This is a genomic window from Pseudomonas khavaziana, from assembly GCF_019145205.1.
Classification (GTDB): Bacteria; Pseudomonadota; Gammaproteobacteria; order Pseudomonadales; family Pseudomonadaceae; genus Aquipseudomonas; species Aquipseudomonas khavaziana.
The window spans coordinates 1-20,448 of sequence record NZ_JAHSTT010000015.1; the positions used below are offsets into that span (position 1 = coordinate 1).

17 protein-coding genes are annotated in these 20,448 nt (G+C 58.5%); 6 read left to right on the plus strand and 11 right to left on the minus strand.

Features of this window, described 5'->3' with window-relative positions:
• Window positions 1–255 precede the first annotated feature (255 nt).
• The gene (gene gdhA / locus KVH01_RS25310) at window positions 256–1,593 is read left to right on the plus strand and encodes an NADP-specific glutamate dehydrogenase (protein ID WP_217883305.1); all 1,338 of its coding nucleotides are present in this window, start codon (window positions 256–258) and stop codon (window positions 1,591–1,593) included.
• On the opposite strand, the gene KVH01_RS25315 is transcribed toward gdhA, so the two are convergent.
• The 6 genes from KVH01_RS25315 to KVH01_RS25340 form a co-directional block, all read right to left on the minus strand.
• A complete protein-coding gene (locus KVH01_RS25315; RefSeq protein ID WP_217883306.1) occupies window positions 1,590–2,087 on the minus strand; it encodes a GreA/GreB family elongation factor in 498 nt (165 codons plus the stop codon). The genes gdhA and KVH01_RS25315 overlap by 4 nt on opposite strands.
• Window positions 2,088–2,157: 70 nt before the next feature.
• The gene (locus KVH01_RS25320; RefSeq protein WP_217883307.1) at window positions 2,158–2,514 is read right to left on the minus strand and encodes a hypothetical protein; all 357 of its coding nucleotides are present in this window, start codon (window positions 2,512–2,514) and stop codon (window positions 2,158–2,160) included.
• Between the two features lie 155 nt (window positions 2,515–2,669).
• Window positions 2,670–3,755 (minus strand): type I restriction endonuclease, encoded by a 1,086-nt coding sequence (locus KVH01_RS25325; RefSeq protein WP_217883308.1) that lies wholly within the window; start codon window positions 3,753–3,755, stop codon window positions 2,670–2,672.
• A 236-nt stretch (window positions 3,756–3,991) separates the two neighbouring features.
• Window positions 3,992–4,303 (minus strand): chorismate mutase, encoded by a 312-nt coding sequence (locus KVH01_RS25330; protein WP_217883309.1) that lies wholly within the window; start codon window positions 4,301–4,303, stop codon window positions 3,992–3,994.
• 152 nt (window positions 4,304–4,455) lie between these two features.
• On the minus strand, window positions 4,456–6,309 hold the full coding sequence (locus KVH01_RS25335; protein ID WP_217883310.1) for an Lnb N-terminal periplasmic domain-containing protein: 1,854 nt from the start codon (window positions 6,307–6,309) through the stop codon (window positions 4,456–4,458).
• A 92-nt stretch (window positions 6,310–6,401) separates the two neighbouring features.
• Window positions 6,402–6,890 carry a DUF3015 domain-containing protein gene (locus tag KVH01_RS25340; RefSeq protein WP_003194274.1) on the minus strand — a complete coding sequence of 163 codons (489 nt, stop codon included), beginning with the start codon at window positions 6,888–6,890 and terminating at the stop codon, window positions 6,402–6,404.
• 265 nt (window positions 6,891–7,155) lie between these two features.
• Between KVH01_RS25340 and KVH01_RS25345 the strand changes: the two genes are divergently transcribed.
• Together KVH01_RS25345 and KVH01_RS25350 are read left to right on the plus strand one after the other, a co-directional pair.
• Window positions 7,156–9,594 (plus strand): Lon protease family protein, encoded by a 2,439-nt coding sequence (locus KVH01_RS25345; RefSeq protein WP_043048439.1) that lies wholly within the window; start codon window positions 7,156–7,158, stop codon window positions 9,592–9,594.
• A gap of 298 nt (window positions 9,595–9,892) precedes the next feature.
• Entirely contained in the window at window positions 9,893–10,210 is a 318-nt protein-coding gene (locus KVH01_RS25350) for a PA4575 family protein (RefSeq protein ID WP_217883311.1), read from the plus strand.
• A 6-nt stretch (window positions 10,211–10,216) separates the two neighbouring features.
• Here the strand turns inward: KVH01_RS25350 and KVH01_RS25355 are convergent, their stop codons facing one another.
• On the minus strand, window positions 10,217–12,040 hold the full coding sequence (locus tag KVH01_RS25355) for a hypothetical protein (RefSeq protein ID WP_217883312.1): 1,824 nt from the start codon (window positions 12,038–12,040) through the stop codon (window positions 10,217–10,219).
• A 162-nt stretch (window positions 12,041–12,202) separates the two neighbouring features.
• Here KVH01_RS25355 and KVH01_RS25360 point away from each other — a divergent pair, with 162 nt between their 5' ends.
• Window positions 12,203–12,691 (plus strand): TIGR00645 family protein, encoded by a 489-nt coding sequence (locus tag KVH01_RS25360; protein ID WP_005791582.1) that lies wholly within the window; start codon window positions 12,203–12,205, stop codon window positions 12,689–12,691.
• A 15-nt stretch (window positions 12,692–12,706) separates the two neighbouring features.
• Here the strand turns inward: KVH01_RS25360 and KVH01_RS25365 are convergent, their stop codons facing one another.
• The 4 genes from KVH01_RS25365 to KVH01_RS25380 all read right to left on the minus strand — a co-directional run bounded on the left by KVH01_RS25365 (window position 12,707) and on the right by KVH01_RS25380 (window position 17,404).
• Complete coding sequence (locus KVH01_RS25365) at window positions 12,707–14,140, minus strand: ArnT family glycosyltransferase (protein WP_217883313.1); 1,434 nt, start codon at window positions 14,138–14,140, stop codon at window positions 12,707–12,709.
• Window positions 14,141–14,256: 116 nt separating this feature from the next.
• Window positions 14,257–15,282 carry a hypothetical protein gene (locus tag KVH01_RS25370; protein WP_217883314.1) on the minus strand — a complete coding sequence of 342 codons (1,026 nt, stop codon included), beginning with the start codon at window positions 15,280–15,282 and terminating at the stop codon, window positions 14,257–14,259.
• Between the two features lie 442 nt (window positions 15,283–15,724).
• Window positions 15,725–16,243, minus strand: coding sequence for a cysteine hydrolase family protein (locus KVH01_RS25375; RefSeq protein ID WP_217883315.1), 519 nt, complete (start codon window positions 16,241–16,243; stop codon window positions 15,725–15,727).
• A gap of 237 nt (window positions 16,244–16,480) precedes the next feature.
• Window positions 16,481–17,404 carry a LysR substrate-binding domain-containing protein gene (locus tag KVH01_RS25380; RefSeq protein ID WP_217883316.1) on the minus strand — a complete coding sequence of 308 codons (924 nt, stop codon included), beginning with the start codon at window positions 17,402–17,404 and terminating at the stop codon, window positions 16,481–16,483.
• A gap of 143 nt (window positions 17,405–17,547) precedes the next feature.
• Between KVH01_RS25380 and KVH01_RS25385 the strand changes: the two genes are divergently transcribed.
• Together KVH01_RS25385 and KVH01_RS25390 are read left to right on the plus strand one after the other, a co-directional pair.
• Window positions 17,548–19,101 carry an MFS transporter gene (locus tag KVH01_RS25385; protein WP_217883317.1) on the plus strand — a complete coding sequence of 518 codons (1,554 nt, stop codon included), beginning with the start codon at window positions 17,548–17,550 and terminating at the stop codon, window positions 19,099–19,101.
• 23 nt (window positions 19,102–19,124) lie between these two features.
• The gene (locus tag KVH01_RS25390; protein ID WP_217883318.1) at window positions 19,125–20,318 is read left to right on the plus strand and encodes an MFS transporter; all 1,194 of its coding nucleotides are present in this window, start codon (window positions 19,125–19,127) and stop codon (window positions 20,316–20,318) included.
• Window positions 20,319–20,448 lie beyond the last annotated feature (130 nt).

Below are 20,448 nucleotides of genomic sequence, written 5' to 3' on the forward strand. Positions count from 1 at the left end.
CTCCGTTTTTTTGTGTGTTCAATGCGGTCGAATGTGAGAGGGGGCTTGCTCCCGATAGCGGTTTACCTGCTGGTGCACTCCCTTGCTTTGAAATCCTCTTTTAAGTGCATAAAACCCTGAAAAACTGGATACAGTTATATCCAATGCACCATTTAATTTCACAAAGGCGACATTTTGCCCTGTCGCGGTGCGAAACGAATTGATAAAGTCCGGCTCATTCTCTGTTTAACAACAATCAATTTGCCGAGACTTTTCATGATCGAATCCGTCGAATCCTTCCTGGCCCGCCTCAAGAAACGCGACCCCGACCAGCCGGAGTTCCACCAGGCCGTAGAAGAAGTCCTGCGCAGCCTGTGGCCATTTCTTGAAGCCAACCCTCACTATCTGACCTCGGGCATCCTGGAGCGCATTTGCGAGCCAGAACGTGCGATTACCTTCCGGGTATCGTGGGTGGATGATCATGGCAAGGTCCAGGTCAATCGCGGTTTCCGCATCCAGATGAACAGCGCCATTGGCCCCTACAAAGGTGGCCTGCGCTTCCACCCGTCGGTGAACCTGGGCGTGTTGAAATTCCTCGCCTTCGAGCAAACCTTCAAGAACTCCCTGACCTCGTTGCCCATGGGCGGCGGCAAAGGCGGCTCGGACTTCGACCCCAAGGGCAAGAGCGATGCCGAAGTGATGCGCTTCTGCCAGGCGTTCATGAGTGAGCTGTACCGCCACATCGGTGCAGATGTAGACGTACCGGCCGGTGATATCGGCGTGGGCGCACGGGAAATCGGCTTCCTGTTTGGCCAGTACAAACGCCTGAGCAACCAATTTACCTCAGTGCTGACCGGTAAAGGCACGACCTATGGCGGCAGTCTGATCCGCCCGGAAGCCACCGGTTTCGGCTGCGTCTATTTCGCTGAGGAAATGCTCAAGCGCCAAGGCCAGCGCGTTGAAGGCAAGCGCGTGGCAGTGTCCGGTTCCGGTAACGTGGCGCAATACGCGGCGCGCAAGGTGATGGACCTGGGCGGCAAGGTGATTTCCCTGTCGGACTCCGAAGGCACTTTGTACGCCGAGAGTGGTTTGACCGAGGCGCAATGGTCGGCCCTGCTGGAGCTGAAAAACGTGCAACGCGGGCGCATCAGTGAATTGGCCGAACGCTTCGGCCTGGAGTTCCGTAAAGGCAAGACGCCTTGGGAGCTGGCCTGCGATATCGCCCTGCCATGCGCGACCCAGAACGAACTCGACGCCGACGCCGCCCGCATGCTGCTGCACAACGGCTGTATGTGCGTGGCCGAAGGCGCCAACATGCCGACCACCCTTGAGGCTGTGGATATCTTTATCGATGCGGGCGTTCTGTTCGCGCCGGGCAAGGCATCCAACGCCGGCGGCGTGGCCGTTAGTGGCCTGGAAATGTCGCAGAACGCCATGCGCCTGCTGTGGACCGCCGGGGAAGTGGACAGCAAGCTGCACAACATCATGCAGTCGATCCACCATGCCTGCGTGCATTACGGCGAAGAAAACGGCCGGGTCAACTACGTCAAGGGCGCGAACATTGCCGGCTTTGTGAAAGTCGCTGACGCGATGCTGGCCCAGGGCATCGTCTAGACCTCGGGTTCGATGCTCAGCACTTCGATCAACTGATCGCCGACGGGGCGTTTCCACAGCACCTCGTCACCCACCTGGGCACCCAGCAGGGCGCGGCCCAGGGGCGAGCCCCAGTTGATCAGCCCTGCGTTGGCGTCGGCCTGGTCTTCACCCACCAACTGGATGCGCTGCTGCTGGTCCTGCTCGTTAGCGAACGTGACCCAACTGCCGATTTGCACCTTGTCGGTAGAGGTTGCCGGCGGTACAACCTGAGCGCTTTGCACCCGCTGGTTGAAGTAGCGTAAATCCCGCTCAAGATCCGCCTGGCGCTGTTTATCGGCCTGTTCGCCTTTGGCGGACTCAGCGCTGTATTCGTCCTGAAGCTGTGTAACCTTCGCCTGCAACAACCCCAGCCCTTGTGCAGTAAGGCGGTTTGGCTGCTCACTGACCTGGCGCTCCACCGGCTGGTCGGCCTGGGCGGCAGCGTTGTCTTCATTTACAAAAGCTCGGCTCATGACGTTCTCCCTCTATGGAGTTTGGGCCATGTTCGCCGCGCATTAGTTTCGGTGAATGTCTGAAAGCGACCTATTGCGAGCGATACGCCTTGGCCGCATCGCGGTCTTTCTCGTGTTGCCACTCGTGCTCACGGTCGTTTCTGCGGTTGTCCTGATAGTCACGCAGCTCTTCGCTCTCGCGCATGGCCTTGCACTGGCGGAAACCATCCTCCCAGCCTTCGGCATAGTGCTTTTCTTTCAGATAGCGCGGCACGTTCTTGCGAAACTCCCCCGTGATCACCCCCGCAGCCTGGCGACCGCTGCTGCAACCGTCGTCGAAGCCATCGGCAAAGGCGGGTGGATAACCCTTGGCCAACAAATCCTGATGGGTTGTCTGGCAACCCGCCAGCCATACCACTGCACACAGCATTAGCGCATACCGCCACATGGCGTACTCCCCGGCCGGTTCACGGCTGATAGGGAGAGTCTAGAAGGGGATTTGTCTGGGTGGTGTGAAAGCGGTGTGAGAAAGGTGTTGGCATTATCCTGTGGCGAGCTTTCTCGCCACAGTTTTATCCATAACTCCGGTCTTCCGGTGTAGCCTTATTCGTAATAACCCACTGTCTTTTTTAGCTGATCGGCGTATTCATAAATCTCGTCAATGGATGAAATGGCATGTCGGGTCTCATTCTTTTCCTCGTCGAATATCCCGAGGTACTTTTGGCTACGATTGAAGTGGAGTCGGCAGATGGGCTTACGATTGTTGTCGTCCAGTAATATTCCAAAATAGCTTTGGGTATCACGTTGAACAATTCGTTTGGCATCGATAACGGAGCGCACAACAGCACGGACGATGTGGTAGCCCTCCAGCTCTTCGAGTGTCGTCAGAATCTTATCTTCTGCCTCGTCACGATCCTGCATGTCTGCGTTCGCGCTATCCGCGACAGTCAATGACGCTATCGTCGGCTGAATTGCGCCGCTCATAGCCGACTTCAGTCGCTCATTTATTTGGTCATTCAAAAATTGAGCTAACGCTTTTCGTGTCAGTTCGAAAAATTGCTCACGGACCTTCTGCGTGATTACGCCCTCATAAACGCGGGACGCGAAGAATTTCACGAAATCGTCTTCTGGTTTGCTGACTTGGGCGCCAATAAGCTTCTTGAGTTGACTGACGTATTTCAATTCCCCTGCCGCGCTGATGATTGAGTCGACATCGAAGGCCGACTTGGTAAGTTTTACCAGTTCTGGTACGGAGTACTCATCTATGTCCAGCAGATCCAACTCTAAAAATGGCTTTTCGTCCATTTTATTCGGGGCATCCAGATCAGTGAAAAATCTGTAAACCTGGCCGTTGGTGAGAATTGAAATCCTTGCGCTTGTGACGTGAAAGTACCGAAAAAGCTGGGATGCATGATTGATACTTAATGACTCACCGATTTTTTTGCATTCAATGAGTATCTGAACCTCGCCGTCTTTCATGATGGCGTAGTCGATTTTTTCACCTTTTTTCGTCCCGACATCGCAGACAAATTCGGGAGTCACTTCCTGCGGGTCAAACACGTCGTAACCCAACACGGTGTTAATAAACGGCATTACAAAAGCATTTTTTGTTGCTTCTTCTGTTTGAATGGCGGGGCCTTGCAGTCGAACTTTTGCTGCCAAGCTGGTGAGTTTTTCGAGAAATTCCATATCAGCCTCTTACCCTATTCAGATCCGTGTATAGAAGTGGTGGCAAATTGATGCCGTTCGATACTAGACACAAAACCTCACAAAGAGAATGAAGTGAGAGACGGTTTATTTCGTATGAAAAAAGCTAAAAAGTCGTCTGAAATTTCCTGTCTATTTTTCAATAGGTTGCAAGAGTGCTATGAATTTGTGCTTGCAGGCAAAAGGCTGATAAATCCTGAGTAGGTAAGATGGAGGGATCAGGCTCGTGGTTTGTCAGCCTTGTCCAGCACAGTATATTCAGCCAATTCTTGTCGGATAAACGCCGTAATCATCGCGCGATACACCTGCTCTGTGACCTCGGGGTTGGCGCCGGCCACCTGAGATAACCCACGTACCTTGGCGATCACCTGTTCAACCCGTTGTGGCGCCCTGACGTCATCGGTGCTTTTTTTGAAGCGTGCGGCTTGGGATACGTAGTGGCCGCGTTCGGCGATCAGAGCGACGATTTGCTGGTCAAGGAGGTCGATGTTATTGCGGACTTCTTCGAGGGTAGTGCAGTGAACGGCCATATTGAGTGGGCTCCTGATTATGTGAGCAATGCTAACAAAATGTGGGAGGGGGCTTGCTCCCGATGGCGGTGGGTCAGTCAAAGATACTGAGACTGAAACACCGCCATCGGGAGCAAGCCCCCTCCCACATTTTGATTTTCACCAGGCTTTAATTAGTAGTGGTACCACTTCACTTCGAGCATCACTTCATTTACCGGCGTGGACAAGTGGCTGTATTCGCGCTGCGCACTCAGGCGCAGGCCCAGGTTTCGCGACAGTTCCCATTGCTGGTTGAGGCTGATGCTGCGTCGCACTTCGCCGTTGGTGAAGAAATCGCCCTTGGCCTCCAGGCTCAGGTTGCCAAGCGGGTTTTTCCACAACACGCCGGTGTTGAAGCCAGCGGCGGGGGAGATGGCTTCGCTGAAGTCGTTGTTGTGCTCTACGCGCACGGTGCCGAGGGCGAAGCCGAGCATGTCGTCGGAGAGCTGCCAGGTGCCGCCGGCGCCGCCGTTGACATGGGCGACCAGGGTTTCGTCGTCGTGCTTGCCCGGCACCCGCTCCAGGCCGCCGGTGACTTGCCATGACCAGGGTTGCAGCAGCGCATTGCGCGGGGTCAGGGAGCGGATGGTGGCCAGGTCCAGTTGCTGCAGCTGCCAGTGGTTACCTTCGTACTGGCGCAGTTTCATTTGCAGGATTTCGATCTGGGCGCCCAAGGGGAAGCCTTCGGCGTTGTCGTTGAGGTCGTGATAGGCCATGCGCAGGCCGTATTCGCCGAAGGCTTTGTCGCCTCGGGTGCCGATGCCGGCTTGCCAGGTGCGCGACTCATGGCCGTTCTCGGGCAAGCCTGGGGGCGTGATCTTGAGGTCGGGCGCAGGGTTCTGGTTGATCGCTCGCAGCAGCTCGAAGCTGCGCTGGGAGCGTGCGCTGTCGCGCTCCAGACCGTTGGCGCGGTAGCGGCCCAGGCGGTAGGCGGCGTCGATGATCAGCGCCTGGCGATCACGGGGCAGGGCCTTGAAGGCCGGTTCCTGCAATTGCTTCTGGTCATCGCTGACTTTCAATACCCACTGTTGCTCATCGCCATCCAACGGCTTGGCGCGTTCCAGCAGTTCGCGCTCACGGGAGGGCCGATAGTCGATCTTCTCCACCAAGCCCGCTTCCTTGACGGCCTTGACCGTGTCGGTAGGGATCGCAGTGAGCGGGAATTGCTCGGTCAAACGCAGGCCGGGGCGTGCCACTTGCAGCAGTTCCAGCAGGCGGTAGGAGCAGTTTTCATCGAAGAAGAAGTAGTCGAACTGGATCTGCTTGAGTTCCCACACGTGCTCGACCATGCGCTTGGTCTCGACTTCGGTGAGGTTCAGGCGGTATTCCCACAGGTCGCGGTTTTCCAGGCTACGGTATTCGGAGAGTTTTTCCTGGTAAGGCACCAGGGCGAACAGGCCGGGGTAGCCGCCCATCAGGCCCTTCCAGGCGTAGAGGATGCTGTTGTCGGAGCCTTCGATGTAGGCGCCGAAGTTGATCGCATAGCTGAGCAACGCGGTGTTGTTGCTTTGCACATCGGCCTGGTCGATGCGCAGCAGAGTGTGGCCGAACATTGACGACGGGCTGTTGAGATAGGCCGCCGGGAAGATCATCACCGCGCTATGGGGCGCAACGTCCTTGAACCACTGGGTGAATTCTTTGCAGTCCAGGGCGGGCAGGTCGGTCAGATGCAACTGATCCTTTAGCCAGCGGGTACGTGCAGGGTAGACGCATTGGGCATGTTTTTCGCCCAGGCTGGCCGGCGCGTACAGCGCATCGACGGTGGCCTTGAGTTCAGCATCCGGATGGTGGGCACCGTCGGCGGCGAGGAAGAATTTTTTGTCGCTGACGTAGCTGCGCCAGCCGCTGATCTTGCCGGCTTCGTAATGTCCCAGCGAAAGCCAGAACGGGTCATTGGCCAGTTGCTGCAAACGTTGATCGTCGAGGTGCGGGGCCGCATGCAGCGGGGCGCAGGCGAAGAGAGCCAGGCAAGCGAGGCGTTTGAGCATGGGGGCTACTTAAGTCGGACTGAAAAAAAGACCCAAGGGGGGCAGGTCGAAAAAATAAAACCCGCGCCTAGAAAGACGCGGGTGGGTCGAGCTTAAGCCTGGGTTGCGTATTTCGCCAGACGGGCATCACTTTTCAGTACTGCGATGGTGTTGTTGTGCACGTCGTCAGCGGTCACGTCAGCCTTGCTGAAGATCTGCTGGAAGTGCTCGTGGGTCACGGCCGCGAAGTGATCGCGATCTTCCGGGGCAACACCCAGTACCACCGCGTAGGTGGTCAGTGCTTCGCCGTTGCCTTTGGCCATATCTTCGGACAGCTCGTTCATCATGCCATTCATGGCAATCCAGGACTTGCCGCCGTAGGTCAGGGCGCTGTTGGTGCTGCAACCGTTGGTGCCCGAGGTCATGCCGAATGTGGCGTTACCCGAGGTGCCGTTGGTGGTGGAGGCCAGGAAGTGGGCCGGAGTGCCGCGCTGGCCTTCGAACAACATGTTGCCCCAACCGCAGTTCGGGCCACCTGGTGCTTCTGCCATTGCATTGAGGGAGACGACGGTGAAGAGAGTACCAAGAAGGATCCGTTTCATAGCTTTGTTCTCTTTGTGTGCAAACCAATGGACAAGGGTTCAGGCGCTTCGCAGCACCCTAGGGGCCAGTTATTAGTCCAACCCGCGCAGTTTGGAGTTTAGGCACGTTCCCGGGGTTCCGTGTTTTTTTATAAACATTCAATCTCCGGCGATTTTTTTGTAGGACGCGTGCGATGACTATGCTTTCCCAAAAGCGCGCCTTGCCAGAGCGCTCAACCGGGAGCCAGAATGCGCCCATCTGCCCCGCCTGATGTAAGGAAGCCCGATGCCTGATCCTGTTGCTGCCAGCTTGCGTCTAGCGCCCGAAGCGCTGACTCGCCCTTTCTCCGCTGAACAGTTCAGCTTCTCGACCACCAATGATTTGGAGCCCTTTCGCGGTGTGCTTGGCCAGGAACGTGCGGTTGAAGCCTTGCAGTTCGGCGTGGCCATGCCACGCCCCGGTTACAACGTGTTTGTCATGGGCGAGCCGGGCACCGGCCGCTTTTCGTTCGTCAAACGCTACCTGAAAGCCGAAGGCAAGCGCCTGCAGACCCCGGCGGACTGGGTCTATGTGAATAATTTCGATGAGCCGCGCGAACCCCGCGCCCTGGAATTGCCGGGGGGCGGCGCTGCGGCGTTTATCGCCGATATCAACGGCTTGGTCGACAACCTGGTCGCGACCTTCCCGGCGGTGTTTGAACACCCGACTTATCAACAGCGCAAAAGCGCCATCGACCGGGCCTTCAACCAGCGCTACGACAAGGCGCTGGACGTGATCGAACGCCTGGCCCTGGAAAAGGACGTGGCGCTGTACCGCGACAGCTCCAACATCGCCTTCACGCCGATGCTCGATGGCAAGGCGCTGGACGAAGCCGAGTTCTCGCAACTGCCTGAAGCCGATCGCGAGCGCTTCCACACCGATATCTCCGAGTTGGAAGAACGTCTCAACGAAGAACTGGCCAGCCTGCCGCAGTGGAAGCGTGAGTCCAACAACCAACTGCGCCAGTTCAACGAAGAAACCATCACTCTGGCCCTGCAACCGTTGCTAGCGCCGTTGTCGGAAAAGTACGCAGAAAACGCCGGCGTCTGCGGCTACCTGCAAGCCATGCAGGTGTACCTGCTTAAAACCGTGGTCGAGCAATTGGTGGATGACGCCAAGACCGATGCCCAGGCGCGCAAGCTGCTCGAAGAGCAGTACTGCCCGAGCCTGGTGGTGGGCCATCCGGTCAACGGTGGCGCGCCCGTGGTGTTTGAACCGCACCCCACCTACGACAACCTGTTCGGCCGCATCGAATACAGCACCGATCAGGGCGCGCTCTACACCACTTATCGCCAGTTGCGCCCGGGCGCCTTGCACCGCGCCAATGGCGGTTTCCTGATTCTTGAAGCCGAGAAGATGCTCAGCGAGCCGTTCGTGTGGGATGCGCTCAAGCGCTCCCTGCAATCGCGCAAGCTCAAGATGGAATCGCCCCTGGGTGAGCTGGGCCGCCTGGCCACCGTGACCCTCAACCCGCAAATGATCCCGTTGCAGGTCAAGGTGATCATCATCGGCTCGCGCCAGTTGTACTACGCGTTGCAAGATGCCGACCCGGACTTCCAGGAGATGTTTCGCGTACTGGTGGACTTCGACGAAGACATCCCGATGGTCGACGAAAGTCTGGAGCAGTTCGCCCAGTTGCTCAAGACCCGCACTTCGGAAGAAGGCATGGCGCCACTGACCTCGGACGCGGTGGCGCGCCTGGCGACCTATAGCGCACGTCTGGCGGAACATCAGGGCCGGTTGTCGGCGCGGATCGGCGATTTGTTCCAGTTGGTCAGCGAGGCGGACTTCATTCGCCACCTGGCGGGCGACGAGATGACCGACGCCGGGCATATCGAGCGCGCTCTCAAGGCCAAGGCCACGCGTACCGGTCGCGTGTCGGCGCGGATTCTCGACGACATGCTCGCCGGCGTCATCCTCATCGACACCGCTGGCGCTGCCGTGGGCAAGTGCAACGGCCTGACGGTGCTGGAGGTCGGCGACTCGGCATTCGGTGTTCCGGCGCGGATTTCCGCCACGGTGTACCCGGGCGGCAGCGGCATTGTCGACATCGAGCGCGAAGTTAACCTGGGCCAGCCGATCCATTCCAAGGGCGTGATGATCCTCACCGGTTACCTGGGCAGCCGCTATGCCCAGGAATTCCCGTTGGCGATTTCTGCGAGCATCGCCCTGGAGCAGTCCTACGGTTATGTGGATGGCGACAGTGCCTCCCTGGGCGAGGCCTGCACCTTGATTTCGGCCTTGTCGAAGACGCCGCTCAAGCAGTGTTTTGCCATCACCGGCTCGATCAACCAGTTTGGTGAAGTGCAGGCGGTGGGTGGGGTCAACGAGAAAATCGAAGGTTTCTTCCGCCTTTGCGAAGCACGCGGCTTGACCGGTGAGCAAGGCGCGATCATCCCCCAGGCCAACGTTGCCACGCTGATGCTCGATGAGAAGGTGTTGCAGGCCGTGCGTAACGGGCAGTTCCATATCTATGCGGTACGCCAGGCGGATGAGGCGTTGAGCCTGTTGGTGGGCGAGGATGCCGGTGAGCCGGACGCAGAGGGCCAATTCCCGGAAGGCACCGTGAATGCGCGGGTGGTGGAGCGTTTGCGAGCGATTGCCGAGATGATCAGCGAGGAAGATCTTAAGGAGGCGGAGAAGGAGCTGGCGCAGCAGGCGTTGGCAGAAGCCAAACCGACCTGATTCCTTAAGCTCAATGGGGAACAAAAGTGTGGGAGGGGGCTTGCCCCCGATAGCGGTGGTGAAGTCACAGTTGCATTGACTGATATACCGCAATCGGGAGCAAGCCCCCTCCCACATTTGCTCCTGCGTATGTCACTAAATTGACAGCTATCCCGGGCCGACGCCCGTTGGTCCCTACAACCTTGGTTTGGCGCGTTTTTCTTCTATTCTCAATTCAGGGATATCCACAGGAGTCGCAGGATAGAGACAGCCTCGCCTTGCGCTGGGGCTGAACACCGATCTACCGAGGGTCGCCGCCATGTCGCGCAACCTTTGCCTTACCCGCCAGTGCCTGGGCCTGGTCACCCGTATTGAATGCTCCATTCGCCCACTCGCCGGGGACAACGGACTGTGGACGTTATTGTTTGCCGCTGGAATGTTGGGCGAACAGCCTTCCACCGTCAAGTCCGAGGGCCCGTTTAAAGGGCCCTGGGTGGCTGAAACAATGCTGGGCTCCATCGTCGATAACCTGACCTTGCATGGCTACGAGCAAATGGACGAACCGCAGATCTGGTGCCTGCACCTGCAAGCTCATCTGCGCCAACTCAATGGCAGTCAAGAGCGGCTGGCCCTTTAGCGCCGGCTATTTGCTCTCAGGCTTGTCCAGCTTGACCTCAAAGCCGTATTGCACGGTGCTGAGGTCGGTGCGCTGGTAACTTTCCAGCGTCGTCGGCTGGCCGTAGAAGTAATGCACGTCAAACAACGCCGTACCGTACTCCTCGGCGCGGTGGCTGACGCTGAGGATCTCCTTGAGGTAGTTGCCGCTGGCGTCCTTGGCATAGAAGCGCCAGCTATCGGATGGGAAATCCTTCTGGTCGACGATCAGTGCGTTGTCCTTGAGCGACAGGCCCTTGGGCAGCTTGGCCACGTCAATCGTGGTTTTTTCAATGCTGGCCAGGAAAAGCGGTACGGAGCCCACTACAAATGCCGGAGTCTCAGGGAACAGGTTGAGGTCGTATGTGAGCGTGCCGCTGGCGGCGTTCAGCTCGAACGCTTCGGTCGGCAACTCGATAGGCTCGCCGCGTTCGCCCTTGTCGTCGGCGGTGAAGAAGGTGATAGGCGCATCACTGTTGTTACGTTCAGCGCCGACCAAGTCATCATTGAAGGTGTAGGGGTGATCAAACACGATTTTCGCCGCGCTGGCATCTTCGGTCGATTGGCTGATGGTGACGCTGCCTTTGAGCTGGTCCTCGCTCATTGAGGCATCTTTTAGCCAACTGGCGGCGCTGTCGTCATACACCGTCACCGGCATCGGCAGGGGCTGCACGGTCTGCTGCAGGCTGTTTCTGTCGAAGCGCAGCACCGGCAGGTCCAGGTCTTTGTGGGTGACCGTAGCTGTAGAAAAATCCAGCACATTGACCTGCAGATTGTCGATCAGCCCATTGAAATACACCTTGGCGTAATGGCCGCTCTGCTTGTGTTCGAAGGCTTTTTGCTCGTCGGTAAGCTGTTTCTCGAAGGCCTCGGACCAGGTCTTCTGTTTCTGCATTTCAGCCAGTTGTTTCTCGTAGAACGCCACTTGCGAGGCACTCTCGTTGATCGAGCCTGAGCGCGTGAGAAATTGCCCGGTGCTGTCCCGTGCCTGCACCAGCAGCGGGTTCGGCGACTCGTCGCCCAGTTCGGCGGCGAGGGGGGCGCTGTTGGTCAGTTCGATCTCGGCGTAGTTCTTTTCCAGCGCCAGCAGGTTGAGGGTGATACCGCCCTCGGTGCGTTTATGGCCGACGTCTTTTTTCGTCAGATCGAACGTCAGCACCTTGCCCGGGGTGACCACTTCGACTGCGCCCTTGAGGCTGACCGGCTGTGGCTGGCTTTTGTTTTCCGTCTCGATGCCCTCGATAAACGGATACGTGACCGTCAGGTCGTCGGGATTGTTCAGGTTGGAGCTGCTCGGGCTCAGTTGGATGCCAGGATCGGTTTCAGACCACTCCGGCTGGAAAGGAATGACTTTATTGTTGCTTAGGGTGACCGATTGCCATTCCAGGCCATGGGGGAAGGGGAACTGGTCGGGGGCGTTGAAGTTGAACGGGAACACCGGCTGCAAATCCGTCAGATAGTCCGAATGGGAGCTCTTGCGCAGCACGAACAGGCCGTTGATATAGGTGTCCACCAGGGCTTGCGGGGTAGGGTAGTGCTTGAGTAGGGCCAGGCTGTCTTCGCCGTACTCGGCTTCGATGGGCTTGCTGGCAAGCTTGAGGCGCGCACGCTCCAGCAACAGCAGCGAGCCGCCGAGGTCGGCGATGGCGTCGCGCAGCTTGGGATCCTGGATGTCGTCCAGGGACTGTTCGAATTGGGTGGTTTTCTCTTCGAGGGTGGCTTGCTTCTGCTCTTCTTTGGGCGAGCAGCCGCTGGCCATCAGCAACGCCGCGCACAGGCCGAGCGTGGCCAAAGGGGATCGCACATCCATCATCTGAGTTTTCCTGTCCGACATCATCGAGCCGAGTTGATGGTCTCGACACTAGCAGAAAAACGCTCTTACAGATGCCACTTGGGTCAGTTTTCTAGCGGTGACAGGGGCCGGGTGGCGGCTGGTATACTCGGCGCCATTTTTAGCCAAGCTGTGTGAGATTCAATGGAACGCTTTATCGAAAATACGATGTACGCCTCGCGTTGGCTGCTGGCGCCGATCTACCTGGGGCTGTCCCTGGGCTTGCTGATCCTGGCGCTGAAATTCTTCCAGGAAATCATTCACGTGATTCCCAACATCTTCACCATGTTGGAAGCGGAAGTGATCCTGTTGCTGCTGTCGCTGATCGACATGGCCCTGGTGGGCGGCTTGCTGGTGATGGTGATGATTTCCGGCTACGAGAACTTCGTCTCGCAGCTGGACATCGATGAAAACAAGGAAAAGCTCAACTGGCTGGGCACCATGGACTCTTCGTCGCTGAAGATGAAAGTGGCGGCCTCCATCGTGGCGATTTCCTCCATCCACTTGCTGCGCATCTTCATGGACGCCAAGAACGTCGATCCGCAACACCTGATGTGGTATGTGATCATCCACATGACCTTCGTGGTCTCGGCGTTTGCCATGGGCTACCTGGACAAACTCACCAAGCACTGATGCCCCGCGCCGGCCTTACTGCTCGACGAAGTAGTAAGGCTGGCGGTTGATCGCCATTTGCTTGATGACCGTGACCGGCTCTTTCAGCCGGTCAGTATGGTCCGTCAGCGCGATGTTGCCGGGCTTGTCGGCAAGGAAGGCGCGTAGCTCGGGTTCGGTCTTGAGGATCGGCAGATAGGCTTGCAGGTAGAACACGCTGGCGCCGGCGATCCGCTCGTTGGGCTGGAACATCGCCACCGTTTTCCCTTCGTCCTGCAGTGTCTGGATCTGGCTCATCACCGGTACGAATGAGTGGCGCACATCGGCTTTAGGTGCGAACCAGAATGCCGCGCACAGGTAACAGGCGATGGCCAGGCTGAAAACCCCGGCGATGATGCGCCGGTGGTAACGGTACAGCGCCGGCTTGTGTGCCTTGGCCCACTCCAGCAACACCCGTGCATATTCGGCGGCCAGCACGGCAGCCGCCGGGGTGAGTGCCATCAAGTAAACCGTGCGTTTGCTCGAAGCCAGGGTCAGCAAGGTGAACTGCGCCACCAGCCACACGCTGAAAAACAGGCGATAGCGGTTGCGCACCAGGCTCTTACGGAAGTGCCACAGGCCCAGGTACACCAGGATATTCCAGGGCAGGAACGCCTCTGGCAGCTTGGCGATGTAATAGTAGAACGGCTCGTAGTGCCCGGCTTCGACAAACGAGCCGCTGAAGCGTCCGACGCTGTTGGTCCACAACACTTCCCCCACGGCCTGCATCCCGCCGCGTTGAAACAGCAATCCCAGCCATATCAGCAAGGGCACCAAGGCCAGCAGCGTGAATAGTGCCGGTTTGAGCCAGTCACCGATGCGCAGGCGCCTATCCATCAGGCTGGTGCTGAGCAGGTAGACAAAGATCACGATGCCCGGCATTGCCAGGCCCAACACGCCCTTGCTCAACGTGGAGATGACCATACCGACGGTAAACAGCGCCCAGGCCCAGGTACTCGAACCTTCACGATCGGGCCGTACCGCCTGGTAAAACCCCAGCAGGGCAGCGGTGACACCGAGGCTGAGCAACGAATCCTCACCCACACCCCGCACATTGCCCCAGTAACTGGCCATGGTCGCCAGGATCAACGCGGCACTGAATGCCAGTGTCTGCGGTCGTCCAAAGCGGCGCAGCATGCCGTACAGCAGCATCACGCTAAACAAACCGGCGAACGCCGAGGCCAAACGCACCGCCCCGGTGCTGGCGCCAAACAGGCGAATCGCCCCGGCATCCAGCCACAGGCTCAGGGGCGGTTTTTCCAGGAACGGCTCGCGAAACAGACGCGGCACCACCCAGTCATCGTCCAGGTGCATCGCCATGGCGATCCCGGAAACCCGGGCTTCGGTGGAGCCTTGCAGCTCGTGGTTGCCGAGGGCGAAGAAGAACAATAGACCAGCAAGCAGGAGCAGCAGGGGAGCGGGACGCGTCATGGAATCTGGCTACCGGGGCATGAGACCGATCGGGCGACCGGTCATGGGTAGTCAGGGAGTATACGAGCGCGATTCTTAACCTTTGGTGAACGGCTGTGGGGTTTTTCTCGGGCGAGTCAGGGCAGTTTCAAGCTGGGCACTGCCGCTTTGCCCTGTGCGGTCAGCACCGGCTCCAACTGCTCCCAGGTGAAGGCCAAGTCGTTGTCGCAACCGTCACCATTGGCCGGTGTCGAGAGTTGCAGGCCCTGGGTGTTGAAGCTGAGGTGAAAGTTGGAGTAATCGGTGATCGCCGGGCAGCCTTCGTCGGTAGTGGTTTGCTTGGCCAGCCAAGTGCTGAAGGCGGCCGGCAGCTTCAAATGGCCGGAATAGGCGTCATGCCATTGCTGATGGCCGCCGAGCCAGGTCCATGGGTCCACATTCTCACCGGTTTGCAGGTTCCAGGAGTGCAGCCCCCAACTGATGCCCATGGCGCCTTGGCCTGCGGCCCAGCGGTAGAACCGCACGGTGAGAAATTGCGATGACCAATAGGCGGGCTCAACCTCGATCTCACTGGTATAGGCCGAGCCGTTTCGGCCCAGGTATTCACGCCGTTCATAAAAATAGTCGGTTAGATCTTCGTCATTGACGGCCAACGCGGCGAGTTGCTGATTGATCTTCTGCACCGCCGGGCCGTCACCTTCCAGCTTGAGCGTGACGCGGGGGCCTTGGGTCTTGAGCAGGTAGGGATGGTTGTGGAAAGTCTTCTTCTCGGTCTTGATCGGCAGTGGCGCGGCTTCCATGGGCGCGTTATAGGCATCGCTGCCGCAGCCGTCCGTGCCAATGCGGCGTAAAGCCAGTGGTAGCGGCTTGCCCTCGGCGGTTTTGCTCCAGGCACCAGAGAGCGTATCGCCCTGGGGTTTTTGCAGGGCCCAGAAACCGGTGTTGCCTTCCTCCACCCAAGGGGCGTTGTCGTTGGCCTGGGTCAGCTGGATGGGGGTACGGATGCGCTGGTAGTAATAACTGCCGTGCTCCCCGTCGGCGCCATTGAAACAGACGGTGATAGCGGACTTGCCCAAAGTACCTTGCCAGACCCCGTCCAGTTCGGCAGCGGTTGCGAATGAAGGGATGAAGGCGAGGGCGATGACGGCGAAGGGCTTGAACACGGGTATCTGACTTCCGGTTGTCTGATAAAGGCCGTCAGGGTAATGGGAAGTGTGAGGGGATGCCAGCGGGCGAGGTGGGCGTTGAGGCCTCTCGCCCCTGTTATAGGGTGGCGACCATGCGCGGGTTAGCAGACCAGGAATCAAGGAACCCGGCGCACCCGAAAGTGCCCCGCGCACAGCCGCCATATCGCCTCCGAATTTCTCTCCGGGCAAAAAAAGCTCAGGACTGCTGGGCAGGTACTAACAATTGACCGCGCGCTGTACTGAGCGGTGGAGCTGCCATTGCTGCGACAGTTGCAGGCTATCCGCGACTGGTGAGTTTGACCAGCTCACCAGCAGCGCGTCATGTTGTGGGAAAACTCCGAAGCACTGCCCTGGCGACTTTCCTCCCTCCGGAATTCAGGTCGCCAGCGCCAGCTTTTTCTCCCGCCGGAAAACTCTGCTAAAAGCTCCACTCCTGCGCCCGAACCACCTGACAGAACGGCCCATTGAGCGTGGCATTGTGATGAGCCACGATGGCCTCTGCTTTCATCAAGGGTGTATCAGAACAGGTATGACCGTCGGCAATAAGCACCGCATCGAAGCCAAGATCACGCGCGGCACGGCAGGTGCTGTCGACGCAGTATTGCGTTTTCATCCCGGTGACTACCGCGCCTGTGGCGCCGCAAGCGCGCAGATTGTCAGCCAGGTCGGTCATCGCAAAAGCACTGGGCCGGCGTTTTTCGAACACCACTTCCCCACCCAGTAACTTCAGTTCCTCTGCAACCAGCGTAAGCGGGCTGCCTTGTTCGATTGGCGAGCCAGCAGGCCCGATATGTCGCACGAGAAAAATCGGCGCGCCTGCGCTGCGGGCCTTGTCCATCAGGGTATTCAGGGTTTCCAACAGCTCGTCGCAGCGCCAGGGTTTTTCCGGGCCGTGGATGAGTCCGACTTGGATATCGAGTATCAACAGGGCGTACATAGGTGCATCTCCTTGCGTGTGAACCAGCGACACAAGGGCATAAAAAAGGCCCGTCCATCGCTGGCGGGCCTTTGAAGTGTTCGTTTGTTATTGGCTCACGACACCTCGCACGCTCCGCTTTCGGCGGTCGTGGTGGTGGTTGTCGAGGTGAGGCAATAATTAGTCATGAATCGACACTAGCAATATAGCCGTGGGCTGACAAGGCCGAGGTCCAGGCGAGGCGGTCGCGACAGTGCTTCATGACTGCGTTGCACCGGTGCCGTCGACGCCCGGGTTGGTAAATAGATGCTCGGCGGCAAAGTCCACGAATACGCGAATTTTCGGTGAAAGATGGCGACTGGACGGCCACAGCGCCCAGAACTGCCCCTGATCTTCACTGTAACCCTCGAGCACGGTTTCCAGGCGCCCCTGGGCGATGGCTTCGCGCGCGAGGAAGTCGGGGACAAATGCGATGCCGTGCCCATCCACCACAGCCATCAGCATGGCCTCCATGTTGTTCAAGGTCAGTGCGGTGGGCAGGCGCAGCTGCGTGAACTGGGGCGCCGAAGACATACTCCAGTCCATGATTTTACCCGTGGTGACAAATCGGTAACGCAGGCACTCGTGATGCTCAAGATCAATGAGCGTGACGGGGCGCCCCTTACGCTGCAGATAGTCGGGCGATGCGCACAGGACAAACTTGAAGGGCCCCAACTTTCGGGCCATCAGCTTGGAGTCGACCTGGCCGCCGCTGCGAATTACCACGTCAAAGCCTTCATCGATCACATCCACCAACTGGTCGTTGAAATCCAGTTCCAGTTCGATCTCCGGGTAGGCTTTGCGGAACCGCGCCATATGCGGCAACAGAAAGCGATATCCGATGGTGGGCAAGCTGACGCGCAACTTTCCACGGGGTTGCTGTGTGGCATGGGAAAGCATTGCACGGGCATCTTCAAGATCGTCGAGGACCTTTCGGCAGCGCTCATAAAACAGCTGGCCCTCTGCGGTCAGGCTGACTTTGCGGGTGCTGCGGTGCAATAACCGCACATTCAGCGAAGCTTCGAGCTTGGCGACGTTTTTGCCCACCGCCGAGGCAGAAATCCCCAACGTCCTGGAGGCGCTGATGAAACTGAGCGCCTCGGCGGTTTTTACGAATGAGATCACACCACTGAGACTGTCCACAAATCGATTAGATCCTTTTGGTTCACTATAAGTGGAATAAAACCCCGTTTATCTTCGATTGTATCCTAATTAGAGTGTGTGAACGTTCGCGCGCCTCGGTCGGGCTGGCACGGATACTTCATAGACATGCAGGGAATGACCTAATGAACGCAACGACCCAACCGCTGCCGGCTCATGGCCGGTACTCCATCCTGGCTGCCATTTGCCTGGCGGCCTTGGTGTTGCCTATGAGTTTTACCGGCGGGGCAGTGGCCACGCCGTTCATTGGCCAAACCTTCGCTGCCCACCCCACGGAACTGGCCTGGATCACTAACGCCTTCATGCTCAGTTTCGGCAGCCTTTTGATGGCGGCGGGAACGCTTGCTGACCTCTACGGACGCAAGCGTCTGTTCATGTGCGGCATGGCGTTGTTTGCACTGGTGTCGACCCTGTTGGCGGTGGTCCCCGATATTATCTGGCTGGACCTGTTGCGTGGTGTGCAGGGCATTGCGGCGGCGGCGGCCCTGGCCAGCGGCTCGGCCGCGCTGGCGCAGGAGTTTGATGGGCATGAGCGCACGCGTGCTTTTAGCCTTTTGGGCACCACGTTCGGGGTTGGCCTGGCCTTCGGTCCGTTGCTATCGGGGTTGTTGATCGAGTTGATGGGCTGGCGCTCCATTTTCCTTTGCACTGCCCTGATCGCCATCCTTTCCTTGATCTTTGCGCTGCCGAAAATGCGCGAAAGCCGCGACCCGCAGGCCCGTCGCCTGGACACACCGGGCGTGCTGACGTTTTCCGGCCTGCTAATCCTGTTTACCACGGCGGTGATCCTGGCACCCGAGCAAGGCTGGGACTCGCCGGTCATTTATGCGCTGCTGGGTGGGGCGGTGGTGTTTTTGCTGCTGTTTATCATGGTTGAAAATCGGGCGGAACATCCGATGCTGGAACTGGGGCTGTTCCTGTTTCCGCGCTTTGTCGGTGTACAGATACTGCCGATCGGTACCTGCTATTGCTACATCGTCCTGATCGTTTTGCTGCCATTTCGGTTTATCGGTGTGGAAGGGGCCAGCGCCTTTGAAGCGGGCCTGATGATGTTGGCCCTGTCTGCTCCGATGTTGATTGTGCCGATGGTTGCCGCGTCGCTGACGCGCTGGTTATCGGCGGGCGTACTGTGCGCGATCGGCTTTGTGATCGCGGCGGCCGGGCTCTACTGGCTGAGCACGATCCCGGTCGGCGCCCACGCGCAGATCATCGCGGCCATGCTGCTGACCGGTATCGGCACCGGCTTGCCGTGGGGCTTGATGGATGGTTTGTCGATCAGTGTTATTCCCAAGGAACGAGCGGGGATGGCCGCGGGTATTTTCAACACGACGCGGGTGGCCAGCGAAGGTGTCGCCCTGGCAATTACGGTTGCGGTGCTGACCGCGCTGGTAGCGCACCATCTGAGCCTCAGTGATGGGGTCAAACTGTCTGCTGTTGACTATTCGGGTATCGCGCAACGCCTGGTAATGGGGGATATCCAACATGCGAGCGCCGACGCCGGCCAAATTCCATTAGCAGTACTGCGCTCGGCTTTTACCTCAGGGTTCAACACCTTGTTGCAGCTATTGGCGATGTTCACGCTGTTCACTGCTGCCGTGGTCTTCCTGTTCCTGGGGCGCCAAAGCGAGGTCGGTGTTGAATCAACGCCCGATGCCGTGCGTTTTTCATCCGATACCTGAGAGCCGCTCTGGAGCCATGCCTGATGTCGCCCAATACACACTTTACGCCGCTGATTCTGGCGGGCATTGCTTTACTGTGCGGCTTGTCGGTGGCCAATGTTTACTTTAACCAGGCGCTGCTGCCGGTCTTCGCGGGTGCCTTGCACGCAGATGCAGGGCAAACCAGCTGGATCGCCACGGCATCACAGATGGGTTATGCCCTGGGGATGTTGCTGATCGTGCCGTTGGGCGACAGGGTGGCGCCCTTGCGGCTCTGTCGCTTATTGCTGGTGTGGACCGCCGCCCTGTTACTGCTGGCCAGCCAGGCCACCCAGCTTTCAATGCTGGCAGGTGCCAGCTTCCTGCTGTGCATGGGCACCTGCATTCCGCAGGTGTTACTGCCTTATCTGGCCGGGCTGGCCACAGCCGGAGAACGCAGTCGTGTCATCGCCTGGGTGCAAACGGGGCTGGTCACCGGCATCCTGCTGTCGCGCGCTATTGCCGGATGGTTGGCCGACCACCTCGGCTGGCAGTCGGTCTATTGGGTGGCGGCGGCTGCCATGCTTATGTGTGCGCTGGCGCTGCCGAGCATTCTGCCCCGACGCCAAACGCCTGGAGTGCCGGTTGCCTACGGCAGATTATTGAGCTCGATGCTGCATCTGTTTTGGCATGAGCCGCTGCTGCGTTTGTCCTGCGCCCTGGGCGCAGCAGTTTTTGCGGCATTCAGTGCATTCTGGTCGGTCATCGCATTTAAGCTGATGGCGCCGCCGTACAGCATGAATGCTGCCGATGTCGGGCTGTTCAGCTTATGGGGCGCCCTTGCCACACTGCTGACGCCCGCAGCCGGTAAGTTATGTGAACGTTTCGGCACAGTCGCTATCAGCCTCACCTCGATTGTACTCTGTGGCCTGAGCTTCGCCTTGTCGATGGCGTGGGCCAACACCTTTGTGGTGTTGCTGGCGTGCGCCAACCTGCTCAGCTTCGCCTTGCAGTTGGGGCAGGTGGCCAACCAGACGCGTATTTTTTCCCTCAGCCCGGACAGTCGAAGCCGTTTGAACACGGTGTATATGGTCTGCAATTTTTGTGGCGGTGCCTTCGGCAGTGCCATGGGAGGGTATCTCTGGCAGCGTTTCGGGTGGACCGGATGCGCCTTACTGGGATTGCTGTGCGCCTTATTGGCAATGGTCGCCTTGTTGGCGATACTTAGACCTCGCCCCAAACAATTGTCCACCGTTTAATCATTGAATGACTGAGCGGCCACATCCGTAACTTGTATCCCCTTCCTGCACTGACTAGTTGTATTGGTTGTTCACAGTACAACCCGCTTCGTCCTGTCTGCTCCTTCCCTTTTACTCAATAAGTCATGTG